We start from the raw sequence: 18418 nt of genomic DNA on the forward strand, positions 1-18418 counted from the left end.
CGGTTCGTCGGCCGCCCCGGTGCGGCCTGCGGTTACGACGTTACAGCGGGTAGATGGTGACCCCTGCCGCCTTGATCGAATACGTCACCTCACGCCCGGGGTACAGGTCGAGTTCGGCCACCGACAGCGGCGTCACGTCGGCGGCCAACAGGTGGCCGTGGTGGTCGTCGCCGCGCACCCGCACCAGGTCGCCCAGCGGTTCGATTTCGGCGATGGTGACCGACAGGTTGTTGCGCGGGCTGCCCTGTTGCGGGTCGGTGAAGATCGACACCCCCGATGGCGCGAACACCGCCGCCGCCGGCTCGCCCTCACTCGGCGCACCGGGGTCGGCTCTGGTGCCCTGCACCACCAGCCCGGACGCATCGTGCACGGCCCCGTCTGCGAAGCTGCCACGCACCAGGTTGAGCCCGGCCAGCCGCGCGGTGAACCGGGTGCGGGGGTGGCGCAGCACCTCGTCGGTGGGCCCCGCTTCGGCCACTCGGCCCTGTTCGAGCACCACCACCCGATCGGCCAGCAGCACCGCGTCGAGCAGGTCGTGGGTGACGATGATCGTGGCCTGGTCGACCAGCAGCCTGCGCAGCACACGCCGCAGCAACGGCGCCACCGACACGTCGAGCGCGGCCATCGGTTCGTCGAGCAGCAGCAGCCGCGGCCCGGTCGCCAGCGCCCTGGCGATCGCCACGCGCTGCGCCTGCCCACCCGACAACTGCCCTGGACGACGCGCCGCCAGGTCGCTCACCCCCACCTCGCGGAGCCAGCGCTCTGCGGTGGCCGCCGCCTGCTGCTTGGTGGCCCCGGCCACCCGTGGCCCGAACGCCACGTTGTCGAGCACGGTGAGGTGCGGGAACAGCAAGGCGTCCTGGGCCAGCAACGCCACCCCCCGGGCGTGCGGCGCCAGCCAGCGGCGACGGCCCGCACCCAGGTCGAACAGCAGGCGGTCGTCGAGAGCGGCCGACCCGGCGTCGGCGCGTAGCGTGCCCGCGAGCAGGCCCAGCAGGGTCGACTTGCCCGCACCGTTGGGGCCCAGCACCGCGACCCGCTCCCCCGGCCCCATGCTCAGTTCGACGTCGAACTGCCGCTGCGCGAGCCGAGCCTCGAAAGTGAGACTCACCGCGCGCCCCGCTCGGCGATGCGGGCGGTGACCACGGTGACCACCACAGCCACCACCACCAGCACCAACGACAGCGCGATGGCGGCGTCGGGGTCGGTGACCCGCTGCAGGTAGATCTCGAGGGGCAGCGTGCGGGTCACCCCCTGCAGGCTGCCTGCGAAGGTGATGGTGGCCCCGAACTCACCCAGCGCCCGGGCGAACGACAGCACGGCAGCCGAGGCCAGCCCGGGCATCACCAGGGGCAGCGTGACCCGCCACACCACGGTGCCCGGGCGGGCGCCCAGCGTGGCCGCCACCAACTCGTAGCGATGCCCGACGGTGCGCAGCGTGCCTTCGAGCGAGACCACCAGAAACGGCAGCGCCACGAAGGTCTGCGCCAGCACCACGGCGATGGTCGAGAACGCGATCTGGACGCCCAGTACGTCCATCGCCGGGCCGAGCAGGCCACGCCGTCCGAACGTGTACAACAGCGCGATGCCGCCCACCACGGGCGGCAGCACCAGCGGCAGCAACACCACCGAACGCAGCAGGGCCTGGCCGGCGAACCGGTCGCGGGCCAGCACCATGGCCAGCGGCACCCCCAGCAGTACGCAGACCACCGTCGAGGCCACCGACGTCTGCAGGCTGAGTTGCAGTGCGGCCACCGACGATTCGCTGGTGATGAGCTCGAAGAACCGCGACCAGTCGAGCCGCAGGGTGAGCGCGAACAGCGGCAAAATCACCAACAGCGCACCGAAGGCCGCCGACACGTACAGCCAGCGCGGCAGACCCGCGTAGGTGCGACCCATCACCGATCCGCGACCCATCACCGAACCTGCTTGTCAGGCGGCCGGGCCGAAACCGGCTGCCGCGAGCACCTTCTGACCCTCGGCGCTGAGCACCAGGTCGACGAACTGTAGGCCGAGCGCGGCCTGCGGGCCCTTGGCCAGCGCGACCATCGAGTTGTTGTTGGTCGCCTTGGCCGACTCGTCGAACTCGATGCCCTTCACGGTGTTGCCGGCGGCCTGCACGTCGGTCTTGTACACCAGGCCCGCGTCCGCCTCACCGGCCTGCACCTTGGCCAGCACGTCGGTGACCGCCTGCTCTTCGCTGACCGGCGACAAGGTGGTGTTGGTGGCCTGCTCGACCTTCACCGTCGCTGCGCCGCACGGCACCGCGGGTGCGCACACCACCAGTTTGAGGCCCTTCTTGGTGAGGTCTTTCCACCCGGTGATGCCGGCGGGGTTGTCGGGCGGCACGGCGATCTCGAGTTGGTTGGTCGCGTACAGCTTGGGCTGACCCGACGCCAGCCCGGCCCCGGTCACGGTGGTCATGTTGGCTTCGTTGGCCGACGCGAACGCATCGGCGGCCGCGCCGTTGACGATCTGTTCGGCGAGGGTCTGAGAACCCGCGAAGTTGAACACGACGGTGGTGCCGGGGTGGCTGGCCTCGAACGTCTTGCCGAGCGTGGTGAACGTGCCCTTCATCGACGCCGCGGCGAAGACGGTGACGGTGGTGGTGCCCGCCGGGGCCGAGGCCGAGGTGGACGCTGCGGGGGTCGACGCACAGCCGACCAGCGACAGCGAGAGGGCCGCGACGGCCGCCGCGAGAACGGTGAACTTCGTGGGCATTGCTTCTCCTCAGGGCGTTTCGACGATGACGTTGGTGGCCTTGACCACGGCCACGGCGACAGAGCCGGGTTCGAGCCCCAGTTCTCGCACGGCCTCGGTGCTCAGCAGCGACACCACCCGGAACGGACCACACTGCAGCTCGACCTGCGACATCACAGTGTCTGAGATCACCTCGGTGACCAGGCCGACAAAGCGGTTGCGGGCCGAGCCGGCCACCCCCGAGGGGTCGGGTGCCGGGTGGGCCTGGGTCTTGGCGAACTCGGCCAGCACGAGGCCGTCGATCACCTTGCGATTGCTCGGGTCGAGTTCGTGGGCGAGCGTTCCTTGGTCGACCCAGCGGCGCACGGTGTCGTCGCTCACACCCAGATAGCGAGCGGCGTCCGAGATCCGTATTTTCGTCACTGTGAAACTCTAGCGAACGCAGATGCGGATTTGAGTCAAAACTCTTACGAGCCGACCACGAAGTCTGCGACCATCGGGCGATGTTGTCACCGCAGCTCATCGAGGCCATCGGCTACCTCGCCTCGTTTCTGGTCGTGCTCTCGTTCTCGATGCGTTCGGTCGTTCGGCTGCGCATCGCGTCACTGTGCGGCGGGCTGGTCTACACCCTGTACGGAGCACTGATTTCGTCGTGGCCGATCATGATCACCAACCTGATCGTGGTGGCCCTCAACGTGTGGAACCTGCGCCGCGAGTTCTCGCCTCAGCGCGACCTGGGCGCGGTACCGATCGAACCATCGGCGCCGTTTCTGGCCGACTTTCTGCGCACCCACCTCGACGACATTCGGCACAGCCAGCCCGACTTCGCCATCGACGACAGCCACACCGGCTTCGTGCTGATGCGCGACGGCATGCCGGCCGGTGCGGTACTGGGCAACGTGCACGGAAGGTCGTTCGACGTACAACTCGACTACGTGCTGCCGCAATACCGCGACTCGCGGCTGGGCGCCTGGTTCTACGGCACCCGTCCGGCGAGCGTGAGGGCGCTCGGGGTCGATCAGTTCACGGCCCGGGCGACCACGCCGGTGCACACGGCGTACCTGAAGTCGGTCGGTTTCGTCACTGACGGCGACATATGGCGGCGATCGGCCGGTTCGTGAGCCGACACTCAGGTCGCTCTACGTCGTCTGTTGAGCGTGGCCGGCGGGCCAGACCGCGCGAATGGGCGCGCGCAGTATGTGCGGATCGGTGGATCCGGGCTACGCGATGCGCGTGATGCGCAGCCGCCAATCGTCCGGACGCTCATCCAGGTACTCGACGTCGATCTCGGCCCTCTCGGCCAACTGAGCAAGCAGCGGCAACGGATTGTGCGGTGCGACCAGCACCAGCGAACCACCCACGGCGATGGCGTCAAAGGCGCCGAAGACACTGGCGTGGCGAATGGCGTGCGGCACTGCACGCACGTCGAACACGATGTCTGCCGACTCGTGGTGGCCGCAGCCGCAACCGTCGGCGTTGGCACCCGGCATGGGCAGGTTCTGTTTCATCTGTTCTCCTCGGGTTAGGCACTGACTTGCACGTAGCCGTGGGCGCCGCGTTCGGCGTCGGCCATCACGTGGGTGACGAACGGGTAGCGCCCCGCCTCGTCGAAGACGGTCTCGACGAAGCCGCCCTGCGCGGGCTGCAGGCCCAGAGCTTGCGCACCGCCGCCGCGGCCGCCGAAGGGGTCGCGGCCCCGCTTCAACTCGTAGCCGCCCTCGCGGTACACGGTGTCGAACTGCGCCCCCACGATGTGAAAGCTCGCCGGCCGGTTGGGCCCCGCGTCGAGCACCCAGAACCGCACCCGCTCGCCCACCCGGGCACTCAACGTCGCGGTGTCGTAGCCGTTCGCGACGCCGTTGAACACCACGTGGTCGGCCTGCGCTGTGACTGCGGTGTCTGCGTTCACCTCGGTTGCTGAGGCGGCGTCCGCAGCCCGGTTCTGCAGGTAGACCTCGCTCTGCACCAGCAGGTACGAGCGGTCGACTGCGGGCAACCCGTCGGGCTCGATCACCACCGCCCCCGTCATGCCGGCCGCGATGTGGGCGCTCATCGGCATGGTCGAGCAGTGGTACATCCAGATGCCCGCCCTGGTAGCGGTGAACCGATACGTGAGGCGCTTGCCGGGCTCGATCGTGCGCATCGGCCGGTCGGGCGCGAGCGAGCCGGCGTGAAAGTCGATCGAGTGCCCCATGGAGCCGTCGTTGACCAGCGTGATCACGAACACGTCACCGACCCGTCCGTGCAGGGTGGGGCCGACCGGACGTCCGTTGTAGGTCCAGCGGCGCTGCCACACACCCGGCGCCACCTCCAGGGGAACCTCGGTGACGGTGAGGGTGAGGTGATGCTCACGCTCGTCGGTGAGCGGCGCCAGCACGGGGTCGACCACATCAGCGGGCGTCGCCGTCGAGTGGGGCGACGGTGCGGGCTCGTCGTGATTCATACCGTCCATGCCGTCGTCGGCCGGGGTGGTGGTGGACGATCGGCCGCCCACGATCACCTGAAACACCATGCCCATCTGGCGGTGCCCGACCACCGAGCAGAACCCGTCGACCGAGGCGCCGATCACCCCGGCGTCCAGCTCGGCGCCGGCGCCCGGTGCCAGCCGTGGCGTGCGAACAGCGCCGATCACCAGATCGTGGGTGGTCGTGCCGGTGTTCACCAGGTTCACCACCAGCCGGTCACCCACCCCGACCTGCACCGAGTTGGGCACGTACGACATGTCTTTGACGGTCACCTCGACCCGCACCACCCTGCCCGACGGCGCCACCTGCGCCGCCGCGGCCGCGCCGCCGCCGAAGCCTGCCGCGGCGGGGTCGACGCCGACGCCCACCACCACGGCCGTGACGATTGCCGTCAGGCCCGCGATGAACTGACCCGCGGTAAAGATGCTCGGGCGCACGACGTGGGCGGCCGGCGGCCTGGGCGCAGCATCGTCGCGCTCGGCTGCTGCGACCGCCGCTTGGGCCGGCACCTGCTTGCGGGCCGAGATGCTGGCCCGCAGGCCCCGCACCATCAGCGGCAAAAAGGCGGCGGCACCGAGCAGGGCCAGCATCGACCCGGTCACCTTCACCCAGCTCGGCGAGGGCAGCAGCCACAGGGCGAGGCCACCGTTGATGGCGATGAGTCGCACGAGGCCGGCCTTGTTGAACCACGTGGCACCCGCACGCACGACGCTGGGCCCGCCGCCCAGTACCGACGGCAACAGGTACGACAGTGCTCCGGTGACCACCTGCACCCCGAAACCGGCCGCGAGCGCGGTGGCCGGCCAGACGAACGTCTCGCGCACGGTCTGCCAGTCGGGCGCAGTGGCCAGCAGCCAACCGGCCCAGCCCAGCCCAATGAACAACCAGCCCAGCGCGCAGGCAACCGAGGCGGGTGCGAACTCCCAGGCCTTGGTGGTGCGGGCCGGACGCCACAGGCCGACGCCCCACAGGCCGAGGGCGCCAAGGTAACCGACCACACCCACGGCCGACAGCCAGGTCAGGCCTGCCAGCGCTCCACCTGCGCTCAGGCCGACCGCGCCGGCGAGCAGCGGCAGCGCCTGCCGGGTTCGCCGCTCGGCGGTCGGGTCGAGCTGGGTGCGCAGCATGGTCGGCCACAGGGTGAGCAGGGTGCCGGTGACCGTCAGCCCCACCCAGCCCAGCAGGTTGGTCAGGGCATGCGCGACCAGCAGACGCGCCTGCCATGGATCGTCCCAGCCCCAGGCCAGTGCGACACCGAAGCCCGCACCCACCACCAGGCAGCCGGCCGCCCACAGGTAATAGCGCACGCTGATCTGAAACCGGGCCGGCAGGGCGCTGCGCAACAACCGCCACAGCACCAGCCCGTGCCAGCCGACCGCCACCGCAACCGCGCTACCTCCCACCAGCGTGAGGGGCCACAGTGCGGTGGGCACGCCGATCAGCACCGCCGCGGTGCCGGCGGTGACCAGGCCGAGGCGACGGGTGTGCAGCCGGGCCTGCTGCTCGGATGCCGGCGCGTGCAGCAGGGTCTGGGTGAAGTGAAAGCTCCACACCATGATCGAGTGGGTCACCGCGCCCAGCAGCACCAGGTGCAGCATCAGCCAGTTGGCGTCGGGCAGCCAGCGGTGGACGACGGCGATCACGATCGCGGCGGTGAGCCACAGCAGCAGCGGCAGATCGCGCAGCCGGGAACGTCCACGGGCGGTCGGCCGGCTCACAGCAGCACCACTGACTGATTACTACATGACATCATGTAAAAACTATCAGTACACTCGCCCCGTGACCACTCCGTCCGGCGGACCCCAGCCGGCCCGCACCGACCGCCCCCGCGAGGCGGCGCTGCGGGTGCTGCGTGAACTGGTGGCCGCCGACGGGCCTGCCACGCTGGCCATGCTGACGCAGTCGCTGGGCGGTCACCCCAACACCACCCGCATGCAGTTGGAGCACCTCGTCGCCGACGGCTGGGCCACCCAGTTCAGCGAGCAGCCCGTGGGCCGGGGCCGGCCGGCCAAGGCCTATCTGCCCACGGTGGTCGGACGCCAGGCGGCGCTGCAGGATCCCGATCTGTCCGACCAAGTGGCGCTGCTCGAGGCGGTCGCCGAGCACCTGTCGCAGTCGAGCGACCCGCGCGGCGCGGCCCTGGCGGTCGGCCGCGGCTGGGGGCGCCGGCTCGCCGCCGCAGGGTCGGACGAGCTGACCCAGGTGCTGGGCGCCCAGGGCTTCACCCCCGAGCCGGTCACCGACGGCATCGCCCTGCGCACCTGCCCGCTGCTCGCTTCGGCCCAGTCGTGGCCCACCGTGGTCTGCGGCATTCACCAGGGTCTGGTCGACGAGATCACCCGCGATCAATGGCTGGTCGAGCCGTTCGCGCTGCCCGCCGGCTGCCTGGTGCGCCGCACGAATGGCCCCGCGCACCGCTGACCTGATCGGCGGACGCCTCAGTGGTGGTCTGCGTGCGTGTGCACCACGCCGTCGGCGTGGGCATGCGGAGTGGTCTGGTGCACCTCGACCCAGTCGTCACCGTCGAGGGCGATCGCCGCGGCGGGGAACAGTCCGTTGTCTTCTTTGTCGATGTGCTCGCGCAGCATCTCTTCGAAGCGCCACATCGTCGCCTCGTCGCCCGCGGTGATGGTGCCGAGCAGAGCGTCCAGGCTCTGATGCTCTTGGCACAGCGTCGCGATGTGCGCCGCGTACACCTCGTCGCGGGCCATCACGTGAAACAGCCCGACCTCTTCGGCCGTGGTGTGCGGCCAGAGCAGCCGGGCCACCGCAGCCCGGGTGACGTCGACGGCGTCGGGGTCACCGGCGGCGACCGCGCGGCGCAGGTCGCCGGTCGCGTTGATGATCTGTTCGTGCTCGGCCATGAACCGGCCGATCACCTCGATCGATTCACAGCCGCAGTAACTGCACATCGCGTGACCCCTTCTTCGCCGAGCCGTCGCCGGGTCAGGCGTGCCCGGCGCCGTCCGCCTGGTCGAGTATGTAACCGATCAAGTCGCCGACCACCCCCAGTGCGTCGCGCACGCCGCCGCGCGAGCCGGGCACGGCCAGCACCAGCACAGGGCGCCGCACACCGGCAGTGATCAGTCCGGCCACTTCGCGCGAGACCAGGGCGAGCCTGGTGTGTTCGCTGCCGCGGCGCCGGATCTCTTCGGCGATGCCCGGCAGCTCCACGTCGATCAGCGCACGCACGACGTCGCTGGTGCGGTCGCGCGGCCCGATGCCGGTGCCACCGCAGGCCAGCACGACTCGGGCGCCCTGCACGATGGCCGTGCGCACGGCCGTCTCGATGTCGGCGTCGGCGTCGCCGACCACCGCGAGGGTCGTCCGCAGACCCAGGCCCTGCAGCAGGTCGAGCGCCACCGGGCCGGCCCGGTCGTCGTCCAGGCCGGTCGCGACCTCGTCAGACACCACGATCACGGCCGCCAGGGTGGTGGTCGTGCTCGCTCCCAACGAGAGGCCTTCAACCTGCCCGGCGGTCATGACTTCTTCGGCGCACCCGGACGGGCGTAGCGCCACCACGTGATCGCCACGCACATCACCGCCCAGGCCACGCCGATCCAGTAGAAGGTGGCGGGGGCCATGATCGTCAGGCCGACGCCGAACAGGAACGGCCCGAACGCCGCGATGGCCGCCGTCCAACCGATCACGCCGCCGGCCTGGCGCCGCTCGAAGATCATCGGCATCTGCTTGAAGGTCGAGGCGTTGCCGATGCCCGAGAACAGAAAGATCAGCAGCATGCCCCACAAGAAGTGATTGAAACCAGCCTGCAGCGTGGCGGCGCTGGTCAGGTCGGGGGTCAGCGCCGGGATCGTCCACGCGATCGAGCCGGCCAGTCCGACGGCCGAGATCAGCGTCCAGATCGCGCCACCCATGCGGTCGGTGAGCGGCGAGAACAGCACCCGCGCACCGGCGCCGACCAGCGGGCCGAGAAACACGTAGGCGGCCGGGTCGGGCACCGCATAACCGGCCACCAGAATCTGCGCCGTGGCCCCCGACCCCTGCACGATGCCGGCGTTGCCCGAGCCGTACAGGTTGATCATCAGCAGCCCGAACTGCGCCGACAGGCCCGAGAAGGTGCCGAACGTCATGATGTACAGAATCGTCATCCACCACGTGTCCTGGTTGCGAAAGATGTCGAACTGTTGGGCGATGTTGGCCTTCACCGGCACCGACTTGAGGTACTGCCAGGCGATCCAGGTGCCGATCAGAATGAACGGCAGCCACACGAACGACGCGGCCTGGTACCACACCTCACGGTCGGGCTTGCCGGGCACCTTCATCATCTGGCTCTCGCCCAGCCACCACAAGAAACCCAGGCCGATCAGCCACGGGGTGAGCAACTGCACCAGCGAGACGCCGAAGTTGCCGATGCCGGCCTGCAGGCCCAGCGCCGTGCCCTGCATCTTGCGGGGAAAGAAGTACGAGGTGGACGGCATGAACCCCGAGAAGGCGCCGCCGCCGATGCCGGCCAGCAGGGCGAGCACCAGCAGCTCCCAGTACGGGGCGGTGGGCGACATCGACCGCACGCCCCAGCCCAGCACCGGAAAGAACAGCAGCAGCGTGGTGGCCGCCACCATCTTGCGGGTGCCCATGATGGGCGGCAGCACCATCCACACCAGCCGCATCAGGCCACCCGACAGGCCCGGCACCGCAGCCAGCCAGTACAGCTGCTGCTGGGTGAAGCTGTAGCCGATGGCGTTGAGCTTGGGAATGATCGCCGACGGCAAGAACCAGGCGACGAAGCACATGGTGAGGCTGAACGTGGTGATCCACAGGGTCTGCCAGGCCAGCCGGCGATCCCAGGTCTCTTCGTTCTCGGGGTCCCAGGAGCGCAGCCATTCGGGCCCGCTCTGCAGTTTCTCGACGATGGTGCTCATGGTGCGACCTTCTCTGGGGAACGGGTGTCGATGTGTTCGGTGTCGAAGTGGTCTGCCAGCTCGGGCGAGCGGCGGTGCAGCATGCCCACGACCGTGACGTGCATCCACACCGCGCAGATCGCGGTGAGCACGAACAGCACGAAGAACGTGCTGGTCGGGAAGCCCGTCCAGGCCTTGGTGTAGGCGAACAGCGGCGGCAGAATGAAGCCGCCCAGCCCGCCCAGCATGCCCACCAGGCCGCCCACCGAGCCCACGTTGTCGGGAAAGTACTCGGGAATGTGCTTGTAGACCGCAGCCTTGCCGATGCCCATGGCGCAGCCGAGCAGAAAGACCAGCACGGTGAAGGCGACGACCCCGATGGAATAGCCCAGGTGCTGGGTTTCGGTGCCGTCGGCGTGGGTGATGACGATGTGCCCGTTGGGCATCATCAGAATGCCGGTGGTGACCAGCATCACCGCGAAGGTGGCGTACATCACAGTGCGGGCGCCGATGCGGTCGCTCACCCAGCCGCCCACCGGCCTCAGCAGCGAAGCCGGAAAGATGAACAGCGCCGTCAATAGCGCCGCCGTGCCCAGGTTCACCCCGAAGTTGTCGACGTAGTACTTGGGCAGCCAGGCCGACAACGCCACGTACGCGCCGAACACGGCCACGTAGTACAGGCTGAACCGCCACACCCGCAGGTGTTTCAGCGGGGCCAGCATCTCGCCGATCGGTTTGCTCTGGCCGGCCATGCGGTCGTGCCGCGGCACGATCGCCCAGGTGAGCACGGCCAGCACGATCAGCAGCACCGAATAGATCACCGGCACCAGCCGCCAGCCGCCCTGAATGCCGAACACGAACGTCATGCCGGCGGTGCCTGCGATCAGCGGCGGCCCGATGAACTTGGTGATCGAGGCACCCACGTTGCCGGCGCCGAACAGCCCCAGCGCGAAGCCCTGCCGGTCACGGCCGAACCAGGCTGCGTTCCAGGCGATGCCGACGCTGAACAGGTTGCCCGCGAAACCCACCAGAAAAGCGAGCACCAGCAGCATGCCGTAGCTGTGCGCGGTCGAGACCAGATAGGCCGGCACCGCGGTGACGGCAACCATGAAGATGGTGACCTTGCGACCACCGATGCGGTCGGTGATGATGCCGGCCGGCAGTCGCCACAGCGAGCCGTTGAGCACCGCCAGCGCCGAGATCCACGACAGTTCGACGTCGCTGAGCAGCAACTCCTTCTGAATCTCGATGCCTAAAATGCCGAACATCAGCCAGACGGCGAACATCACGGTGAAGTCGATGGTCGACATGGCGAGAACGCGGTTCGCACCCGGCCCGGTGCCATGTGCGGGCGCGACGGTGCCGGGCGTGCCGGTGCTCATGTTCGGCTACTTCCTTTCGCGATCTTTGGTTCCGACGGCGTCCCACCCACGCACGCGGCTGCGTGAGGGTGTGGGGGCGACGGCATCGCGGCTGCGGTACACCACGTACGGCCGGAACAGGTAGTGCAGCGGCACGGTGAAGGCGTGCACCAGCCGGCTGAACGGAATGAGGGCGATCAGCGCGAAGCCGACCAGAATGTGCACCTTGAACTGCCAGGTGCTGGCCGCCATCGCCTCGACGTCGGGCTGAAAGATCAGCAGCGAGCGAAACCAGATCGACACGGTCTCGCGGTAGTTGTGCTCTTCGCCGGACGGCGTGTGGCCGCCGGTCAGCGTGGCGACCATGCCCAGCACGATGGCGGCGACCAGCACGACGTACATCAGCTTGTCGTTGCGGGTGGTGGCCAGGAACACCGGCCCGGTGGTGCGTCGCCGGTAGATCAGCAGCGCGATGCCCACCAGGGTGGCGACGCCGGCCGCCGTGCCCGCCCACAGTGCCACCTCGTGGTAGGTCTCTTGGCTGACCACCAGGTCCGTCCACGCTTTGGGTATCAGCAGGCCCATCAGGTGCCCCATCAGCACCACGAACAGGCCGTAGTGAAACATCGGCGACGCGATGCGCAGCAGCTTCGACTCGTACAGCTGCGACGATCGGGTCGTCCAGCCGAACTGGTCGTACTTGTAGCGCCAGATGGTGCCGGCCACCAGGGTGAACGCCACCAGGTAGGGCAGCACGCCCCACAAGAAGATGTCGATCGGGTTCATCGCAGACTCCTCGCGTCAACCAGGGCAAGACCGGACGGCAGCGACGGGTCGAGCCCCACCAGCTCGATCGGCTGCACCTGGCCGAACCGGGCCTGCACCTCGGCCCTGGTCTGCGGTGACGCGCCCGGCAGCAGGTCACAGACCGCGACCAGTACGCCCGCGTGCGGCAGGTCGTCGGCCAGCAAGCCCAGTCGAATGAGTTCGAGGCTGGCCCTGAACCGGTTCAGCAACGCCAGGCCGCGCTCGGGGTCGGCGGCGGTGAACTCCAGCACCATGGGCAGGTGATCGGGCAGTTCGCCTGCGGTGTCGACCAGCAGCCCCGACTCGCGATAGACGGCCTTGATCGAGGCCAACACCTCGCCGCGCCGCCGGGTGTCGCCGTCGGTCCAGTAGCTCAGGTGCAGGGCGTGCCGGCGCGACAGGTCGAACTCTTGCACGTGGTACGACTGCAGCTCGCCCAGTGGTGCGCCGCGCAGGTGGGCCAGTACAGGGCGGAACTGCTTGAGCGCCCCAGTGTCGGTTAGCGCAGCCTGCACCAGGTCGATGCGCTCGAGCAGTTCCGGTTCGGGGTAGGCCAGCAGCATGGCTGCGGCCTGACAGATGACGGCAGGGTCTGCGCCGAGCGTTGCGGCAGAGATTCCGGCCTTCGCCGCAATGACGGACGCCCCCTCGTCATCCCGGCGCAGGCCGGGATCTCGCGACTCGGGGGACTCGCCGGGCTTGGAGCGCCCCAGGCTCCACCAGCGCGGGCTCATTTCGCGTCCTCGTTGCCGTCCCAGTTCAACAAGCCGTCGCGGTTGTGCAGTTGCGCGCTGGACGCGGCAGCTTCGGCCTGCTGCCGGGCCTTCAGCGCCGAGTAGGTTTCGATCGCGACCGGCACCGGCCGTCCGGACGCCTCACCGAACGGCCCCGAGTTGTACATGCCCGGGCCGCCCTCGAAGTCGAGCGAGCAGGCCAACTCTTCGAGGTTGTGCGCCTCTTCGTGGTGCGCCTTCGGAATGACGTAGCGCTCGTCGTACTTCGCGATGGCCAACAGCCGGTACATCTGCTCCATGGCCTGCGGAGTCATGCCGACCGCCTCGGCCAGTTCGGCGTCGCGGCCGGTACCCAACGTGACCCCACGCATGTAAGCCCGCATGGCGGCAAGCTTCTGCAGCACGTCGGTGACGATGGCAGTGTCGCCGGCGGTGAACAGCTCGGCCAGGTAACCCACCGGAATGCGCAGTGCGTCGATGGCCCCGAACAGGTTGCCTGCGGCTTCGGCGTCGTGGCCCTGCTTGCGCAGTAGGTCGACCACCGGCGACAGCGGCGGTATGTACCAGACCATCGGCATCGTGCGGTACTCGGGGTGCAGCGGCAGCGCCACCTTGAAGTGCTTGATCAGGGCGTACACGGGCGAGCGCTGGGCGGCGGTGATCCAGTCCTGCGGCATGCCGCCGGCCCTGGCCGCCTCGATCACCTCGGGGTCGTGCGGGTCGAGCATCAGGTCGAGTTGGGCGGCGTACAGATCTTGCTCGTCGGCGCAGGCCGCTTCGGTCACCCGATCGGGGTCGTACAAGATGATGCCCAGGTAGCGCAGCCGTCCCACACAGGTTTCGGAGCACACCGTCGGCAGGCCCACCTCCAGCCGCGGGTAGCAGAACGTGCACTTCTCGGCCTTGCCGCTGCGGTGGTTGAAGTAGATCTTCTTGTACGGGCAGCCTGTGATGCATTGCCGCCAGCCGCGGCAGCGGTCTTGGTCGACCAGCACGATGCCGTCTTCGGCGCGCTTGTAGATGGCGCCCGAGGGGCAACTGGCCATGCACGACGGGTTCAGGCAGTGCTCGCAGATGCGCGGCAAGAAGAACATGAAGCTCTTCTCGTACTCGAAGCGAATCTGCTCGTTGGCCTCGTCACGCAGCTTCTCGATCACCGGGTCGGACTGGCCGGTCTCGACGACGCCGCCCAGGGAGTCGTCCCAGTTGGCCGACCAGGTGATCTGCGTGTCTTCGCCGGTGATCAGCGACTTGGGCCGGGCCACCGGAAAGTCATCACCGAGGGGGGCGCTGATCAGATTCTGATAGTCATAGGTCCACGGCTCGTAATAGTCGTCGAGTTCGGGCTGCACGGGTGAGGCGAAGATGCTGAGCAGCTTCTGAAAGCGCCCGCCGCTACGCAGTTTGAGGCCGCCCGACGCGGTGCGCACCCAGCCGCCGCGCCACTTCTGCTGGTCTTCGTAGCGGCGCGGGTAACCGAGCCCGGGCCGGGTCTCGACGTTGTTGAACCAGACGTACTCGGTGCCGGCCCGGTTGGTCCAGGCCTGCTTGCAGGTCACCGAGCAGGTGTGGCAACCGATGCACTTGTCGAGGTTCATCACCATGGCCACCTGGGCCATCACACGCTTCGGCATCAGTACTGCACCTCCTGCGAACGGCGGCGGACGGTCGACACGATGTCGCGCTGCACCCCGGTGGGGCCCAGGTAGTTGAACGCGTACGCCAACTGGGCGTACGCCCCGATCAGGTGGGTGGGTTTGACCAGAATGCGGGTGACCGAGTTGTGAATGCCGCCGCGCTTGCCGGTGGCCTCGGACTTGGGCACGTCGATGGTGCGCTCCTGCGCATGCTGCACGTAGCAGATGCCGTCGGGCAGCTTGTGGGTGACGACGGCACGGGCGACGAACACACCGTTGGCGTTGGTGAGTTCGATCCAGTCGTTGTCGGCCACCCCGATGGACGCGGCGTCGGCCACGCTCAGCCACGCCTGCGGGCCGCCGCGGCCCAGGCTGAGCATGAACAGGTTGTCCTGGTACTCGGAATGAATCGACCACTTGTTGTGCACGGTGAGGTAGCGCAACGTGATCGCCTTTTCGCCGGTCGGCCCGAGTTCGGGCTCACCGAAGGCCCGGCTCATGTCGAGCGGCGGCCGGAACGTGGGCAACTGCTCCCCGGCGTCGATCATCCAGTCGTGGTCGAGAAAGAAGTGCATGCGGCCCGAGAGGGTGTGCCACGGCTTGAGCCGTTCGGTGTTGATCGTGAACGCGGCGTACCGGCGTCCACCCGTTTCAGAGCCCGACCACTCCGGCGAGGTGATCACCGGCTGCGGCGCCTCTTGGGTCTGCTTGTAGGTGATGCGGCGCTCCTCCTGGCCTTCGGACAGGTCGGCCAGCTTGCGTCCGGTCTTGGCCTCCAGGGTGTGAAAGCCCTGGGTGGCCAGTGCGCCGTTGGTGGTTCCCGAGAAGGCGAGGATCGCCTCGGCCAGCCGGGCGTCGGTGTCGATGGCCGGACGCCCCGCGCCGGCGCCTGAGGCCATCACGCCGTGCAGCTTGCCGAGCAGGTCAACCGAGCCGTTGACGTCGTAGGTGATGTTCTTCACCGTGAAGCCCAGCCGGTCGGCCAGGGGGCCGACAGTGGCGAGCTTGTCGGCGATGGCGGTGTAATCGCGCTCTACCACCATCAATGCCGGCAGGTTCTTACCCGGAACCGCGGGCAGGTCGGTGCCGCGCCAGTCGGGCACGTGCCCGCCGGGCTGGCTGATCTGGCCGGGGGTGTCGTGCTGCATCGGCACCGCCACCAGGTCGCTGCGGGTGTCGAGCCGACCCTTGGCCAGCGTCGAGATCGCGCGCGCAAGCAGGGTGAAGAATTCGAAGTCGCTTTTCGCTTCCCACGGCGGGTCGATCGCGGGGGTGAAGGCGTGCACGTAGGGGTGCATGTCGGTGCTCGAAATGTCGTACTTCTCGTACCAGGTGGCGGCCGGAAACACGATGTCTGACAGCAGCGTGGTCGACGTCATGCGAAAGTCGGCGCTGATCAGCAGGTCGAGCTTGCCCTCGGGCGCCTCGTCGCGGAACGCCACGACCGTGGGCTTGACCTCGGCGGCGTGCTGGTTGGGCATCAGGTTCGAGCCGGTGCCCAGCAGGTGCTTCAAGAAGTACTCGTTGCCCTTGGCGGACGATCCGAACAGGTTCGAGCGCCACACCACCATGGTGCGCGGCCAGTTCTCGGGCGCATCGATGTCTTCGAGAGAGGTCTTCAGGGTGCCGTCCTTGAGCCGGCTCGCGACCCAGCTGCCGACGTCGGGCGCCTCGCCCGCAGCCACGGCGGCTTTCGCTTCGTCGGCCAGATCGAGCGGGTTGCGGTCGAACTGCGGGTAGAACGGCATCCAGCCCAGCCGGTGACTGAGCGCCATCGCGTCGGCGGTGTGCAGGCCGTCCAGGCTGCCGGTGGACAGCGGCGACTTCACCCGGTCGGCCGAGTAGCCGTCGGTGCGCCACTGGTCGGTGTGCATGTACCAGTAGCCGGTGCCGATCATGGTGCGCGGCGGCCGCGACCAGTCCAGCGCGTTGGCCAGGTTGAACCAGCCGGTCATCGGCCGGCACTTCTCCTGCCCCACGTAGTGCGCCCAGCCGCCGCCGTTCTTGCCGATGCAGCCGGTGAGCATCAGCAGCGCCATGATCGCTCGGTAGGTGACGTCGGCGTGGAACCAGTGGCAGATGCCGGCGCCGATGATGATCATCGAGCGGCCGCCGGAGTCTTCGGCGTTCTTGGCGAACTCGCGGGCGATGCGCACGCAGACGTCGGCGGGCACCGACGTGATCTCGGCCTGCCACGCGGGGGTGTAGGGCGATTCGACGTCGTCGTAGCCGGACGGCCACGTGCCCGGCAACGAATCGCGGCCCACCCCGTACTGGGCGAGCATCAGGTCGAGCACGGTGGTGACCAGGTGCTCACCCACTCGCACCGTCGGCACCCCGCGGCGAATGATGGTGCCCTCGCCGCGCGGGTCTTCGAAGCACGGCAGAGCGATCTCGACGGGCTCGGCCCCGGGCACGTTCAGCAGGCTGAGCGCCGGGTCCAGGTCACCGAGTTCGAGGTTCCAGGTGCCCTGGCCGCCCTCGCTGTAGCGGTGCCCCATGGTGCCGTTGGGCACCGCGGGGGCGTTGGTGGCGGCGTCCCACAGCACGGTGGCGAAGGCGTCGTCCAGTTTGCCGTTGGTCGGGCTGGTCGAGACCCCGTCCAGGTCGGCGGCGGTCAAGAACTTGGCCGCGGTCAGGCCGTGGCCGTCGGGGTGCTCGACCAGGGTGACCAGCATCGGCAGGTCGGTGTACTGCCGCACGTAGTCGGTGAACGCCGGCACCTGGCGCTCGACGTAGTTCTCGCGCAACATGACGTGGCCCATGGCCATGGCCAGCGCGGCGTCGGTGCCGGCCTGCGCGGGCAGCCACTCATCGGCGAACTTCACGTTGTCGGCGTAGTCGGGGCTGACTGTCACCACCTTGGTGCCGCGGTAGCGCACCTCGGCCATCCAGTGGGCGTCCGGGGTGCGGGTGACGGGCACGTTGGAGCCCCACATCATCAGATAGGTGGCGTCCCACCAGTCGCCCGACTCGGGCACGTCGGTCTGGTCGCCGAACACCTGCGGGCTGGCCACCGGCAGGTCGGCGTACCAGTCGTAGAACGACGTCATGGCGCCGCCGATCAGGTGGTTGAACCGGGTGCCCACCGCATGGCTGACCATCGACATGGCCGGAATCGGCGAGAACGACACGCAGCGGTCGGGCCCGTAGGTGCCGATGGTGTGCACGTACGAGGCTGCGGCGATCTCGAGCGCCTCGTTCCACGAGATGCGCACCAGGCCGCCCTTGCCGCGGGCGTTCTGGTAGCGCTTACGGGTTGCGGGGTCGGTCGAGATCTCGGCGAACGCCTTCACCGGATCGCCGTCGTGGCGCGCCTTCGCGGCCCGGTAGGCCTCGATCAGCACGCCCCGCCCGTAGGGGTAGCGCACCCGGGTGGGCGAGTAGGTGTACCAACTGAAGGCCGCGCCGCGGGGGCAGCCGCGGGGCTCGTACTCGGGTCGGTCGGGGCCGGTGGTCGGGTAGTCGGTCTGCTGACTCTCCCAGGTGATGATGCCGTCCTTGACGTACACCTTCCACGAACACGAGCCGGTGCAGTTCACCCCGTGGGTGGAGCGAACCACCTTGTCATGGCTCCATCGGTCGCGATAGAACACGTCGCCCTGGCGGCCGCCCTCGCGAAAGACCACGCGGCCGTCGTCGGTCTCGTCCCACTTGGTGAAGTACTTGCCGAGCTTCAGCAGGGCAGCGGCAGCGGGCCCATCCACCCGCGCTCGGTCGGTGGTCATGGCGACATGCTAATCACGGCGACGGGGTTTACATGAAGAAATCGGTAAAACCCTGTGAAGGCGGCCAGAACCGTGCAAGACGGCCCCGGCGAGCCCTCGGTAATAGTTACCATCGGGCAGAGAAAAC

16 protein-coding genes are annotated in these 18418 nt (G+C 68.6%); 2 read left to right on the forward strand and 14 right to left on the reverse strand.

Going from position 1 to position 18418, the window contains the following annotated elements:
• Positions 1-40: 40 nt before the first annotated feature.
• Genes MPLG2_RS12220 through MPLG2_RS12235 form a run of 4 tightly spaced genes read right to left on the reverse strand, consistent with a single transcriptional unit; the run spans position 41 to position 3123 of the window.
• Entirely contained in the window at positions 41-1111 is a 1071-nt protein-coding gene (locus tag MPLG2_RS12220) for a sulfate/molybdate ABC transporter ATP-binding protein (protein WP_105186372.1), read from the reverse strand.
• Positions 1108-1917 carry an ABC transporter permease gene (locus MPLG2_RS12225; RefSeq protein ID WP_105186373.1) on the reverse strand — a complete coding sequence of 270 codons (810 nt, stop codon included), beginning with the start codon at positions 1915-1917 and terminating at the stop codon, positions 1108-1110. The genes MPLG2_RS12220 and MPLG2_RS12225 overlap by 4 nt, the downstream gene beginning before the upstream one ends.
• A 15-nt stretch (positions 1918-1932) precedes the next feature.
• Positions 1933-2721 carry a molybdate ABC transporter substrate-binding protein gene (gene modA, locus MPLG2_RS12230; RefSeq protein WP_105186374.1) on the reverse strand — a complete coding sequence of 263 codons (789 nt, stop codon included), beginning with the start codon at positions 2719-2721 and terminating at the stop codon, positions 1933-1935.
• Between the two features lie 9 nt (positions 2722-2730).
• A complete protein-coding gene (locus MPLG2_RS12235; RefSeq protein WP_105186375.1) occupies positions 2731-3123 on the reverse strand; it encodes a TOBE domain-containing protein in 393 nt (130 codons plus the stop codon).
• 80 nt (positions 3124-3203) lie between these two features.
• On the opposite strand from MPLG2_RS12235, the gene MPLG2_RS12240 reads away from it, so the two are divergent.
• Entirely contained in the window at positions 3204-3821 is a 618-nt protein-coding gene (locus MPLG2_RS12240; RefSeq protein WP_105186376.1) for a hypothetical protein, read from the forward strand.
• Positions 3822-3920: 99 nt separating this feature from the next.
• Here MPLG2_RS12240 and MPLG2_RS12245 read toward each other — a convergent pair whose 3' ends face one another.
• Entirely contained in the window at positions 3921-4208 is a 288-nt protein-coding gene (locus tag MPLG2_RS12245; RefSeq protein ID WP_105186377.1) for a DUF2249 domain-containing protein, read from the reverse strand.
• Positions 4209-4222: 14 nt separating this feature from the next.
• A complete protein-coding gene (locus MPLG2_RS12250) occupies positions 4223-6883 on the reverse strand; it encodes a multicopper oxidase domain-containing protein (protein WP_105186378.1) in 2661 nt (886 codons plus the stop codon).
• A 61-nt stretch (positions 6884-6944) separates the two neighbouring features.
• Here MPLG2_RS12250 and MPLG2_RS12255 point away from each other — a divergent pair, with 61 nt between their 5' ends.
• Positions 6945-7586, forward strand: a complete 642-nt coding sequence (locus MPLG2_RS12255) for a helix-turn-helix transcriptional regulator (protein WP_105186379.1) — start codon at positions 6945-6947, stop codon at positions 7584-7586.
• Positions 7587-7603: 17 nt separating this feature from the next.
• Here MPLG2_RS12255 and MPLG2_RS12260 read toward each other — a convergent pair whose 3' ends face one another.
• From MPLG2_RS12260 to MPLG2_RS12295, 8 genes are read right to left on the reverse strand one after another with little or no spacing between them, the layout of a single operon-like run.
• Positions 7604-8077, reverse strand: a complete 474-nt coding sequence (locus MPLG2_RS12260; protein ID WP_105186380.1) for a hemerythrin domain-containing protein — start codon at positions 8075-8077, stop codon at positions 7604-7606.
• 34 nt (positions 8078-8111) lie between these two features.
• Complete coding sequence (locus MPLG2_RS12265) at positions 8112-8648, reverse strand: MogA/MoaB family molybdenum cofactor biosynthesis protein (protein ID WP_105186381.1); 537 nt, start codon at positions 8646-8648, stop codon at positions 8112-8114.
• Positions 8645-10045 carry an MFS transporter gene (locus tag MPLG2_RS12270; protein ID WP_105186382.1) on the reverse strand — a complete coding sequence of 467 codons (1401 nt, stop codon included), beginning with the start codon at positions 10043-10045 and terminating at the stop codon, positions 8645-8647. Before MPLG2_RS12270 ends, MPLG2_RS12265 begins: the two co-directional genes overlap by 4 nt.
• The gene (locus MPLG2_RS12275) at positions 10042-11406 is read right to left on the reverse strand and encodes an MFS transporter (RefSeq protein WP_105186383.1); all 1365 of its coding nucleotides are present in this window, start codon (positions 11404-11406) and stop codon (positions 10042-10044) included. Before MPLG2_RS12275 ends, MPLG2_RS12270 begins: the two co-directional genes overlap by 4 nt.
• Positions 11407-11412: 6 nt before the next feature.
• The gene (narI, locus tag MPLG2_RS12280; protein ID WP_173909626.1) at positions 11413-12171 is read right to left on the reverse strand and encodes a respiratory nitrate reductase subunit gamma; all 759 of its coding nucleotides are present in this window, start codon (positions 12169-12171) and stop codon (positions 11413-11415) included.
• Complete coding sequence (gene narJ, locus MPLG2_RS12285) at positions 12168-12926, reverse strand: nitrate reductase molybdenum cofactor assembly chaperone (RefSeq protein ID WP_197709932.1); 759 nt, start codon at positions 12924-12926, stop codon at positions 12168-12170. The genes narI and narJ overlap by 4 nt, the downstream gene beginning before the upstream one ends.
• Positions 12923-14560 carry a nitrate reductase subunit beta gene (gene narH / locus MPLG2_RS12290; protein ID WP_105186385.1) on the reverse strand — a complete coding sequence of 546 codons (1638 nt, stop codon included), beginning with the start codon at positions 14558-14560 and terminating at the stop codon, positions 12923-12925. Before narH ends, narJ begins: the two co-directional genes overlap by 4 nt.
• Entirely contained in the window at positions 14560-18291 is a 3732-nt protein-coding gene (locus MPLG2_RS12295) for a nitrate reductase subunit alpha (protein WP_105186386.1), read from the reverse strand. Before MPLG2_RS12295 ends, narH begins: the two co-directional genes overlap by 1 nt.
• Positions 18292-18418 lie beyond the last annotated feature (127 nt).

Origin of the sequence: Micropruina glycogenica (genome assembly GCF_900289045.1) — a bacterium.
Lineage (GTDB): Bacteria > Actinomycetota > Actinomycetes > Propionibacteriales > Propionibacteriaceae > Micropruina > Micropruina glycogenica.

Coding starts and splice junctions, on each gene's coding strand:
- MPLG2_RS12225 (WP_105186373.1), bottom strand. CDS start 1,917: ATGGGTCGCGGATCGGTGATGGGTCGCACCTACGCGGGTCTGCCGCGC.
- modA (WP_105186374.1), bottom strand. CDS start 2,721: ATGCCCACGAAGTTCACCGTTCTCGCGGCGGCCGTCGCGGCCCTCTCG.
- MPLG2_RS12240 (WP_105186376.1), top strand. CDS start 3,204: ATGTTGTCACCGCAGCTCATCGAGGCCATCGGCTACCTCGCCTCGTTT.
- MPLG2_RS12245 (WP_105186377.1), bottom strand. CDS start 4,208: ATGAAACAGAACCTGCCCATGCCGGGTGCCAACGCCGACGGTTGCGGC.
- MPLG2_RS12260 (WP_105186380.1), bottom strand. CDS start 8,077: ATGTGCAGTTACTGCGGCTGTGAATCGATCGAGGTGATCGGCCGGTTC.
- MPLG2_RS12265 (WP_105186381.1), bottom strand. CDS start 8,648: ATGACCGCCGGGCAGGTTGAAGGCCTCTCGTTGGGAGCGAGCACGACC.
- MPLG2_RS12270 (WP_105186382.1), bottom strand. CDS start 10,045: ATGAGCACCATCGTCGAGAAACTGCAGAGCGGGCCCGAATGGCTGCGC.
- MPLG2_RS12275 (WP_105186383.1), bottom strand. CDS start 11,406: ATGAGCACCGGCACGCCCGGCACCGTCGCGCCCGCACATGGCACCGGG.
- narI (WP_173909626.1), bottom strand. CDS start 12,171: ATGAACCCGATCGACATCTTCTTGTGGGGCGTGCTGCCCTACCTGGTG.
- narJ (WP_197709932.1), bottom strand. CDS start 12,926: ATGAGCCCGCGCTGGTGGAGCCTGGGGCGCTCCAAGCCCGGCGAGTCC.
- narH (WP_105186385.1), bottom strand. CDS start 14,560: ATGCCGAAGCGTGTGATGGCCCAGGTGGCCATGGTGATGAACCTCGAC.
- MPLG2_RS12295 (WP_105186386.1), bottom strand. CDS start 18,291: ATGACCACCGACCGAGCGCGGGTGGATGGGCCCGCTGCCGCTGCCCTG.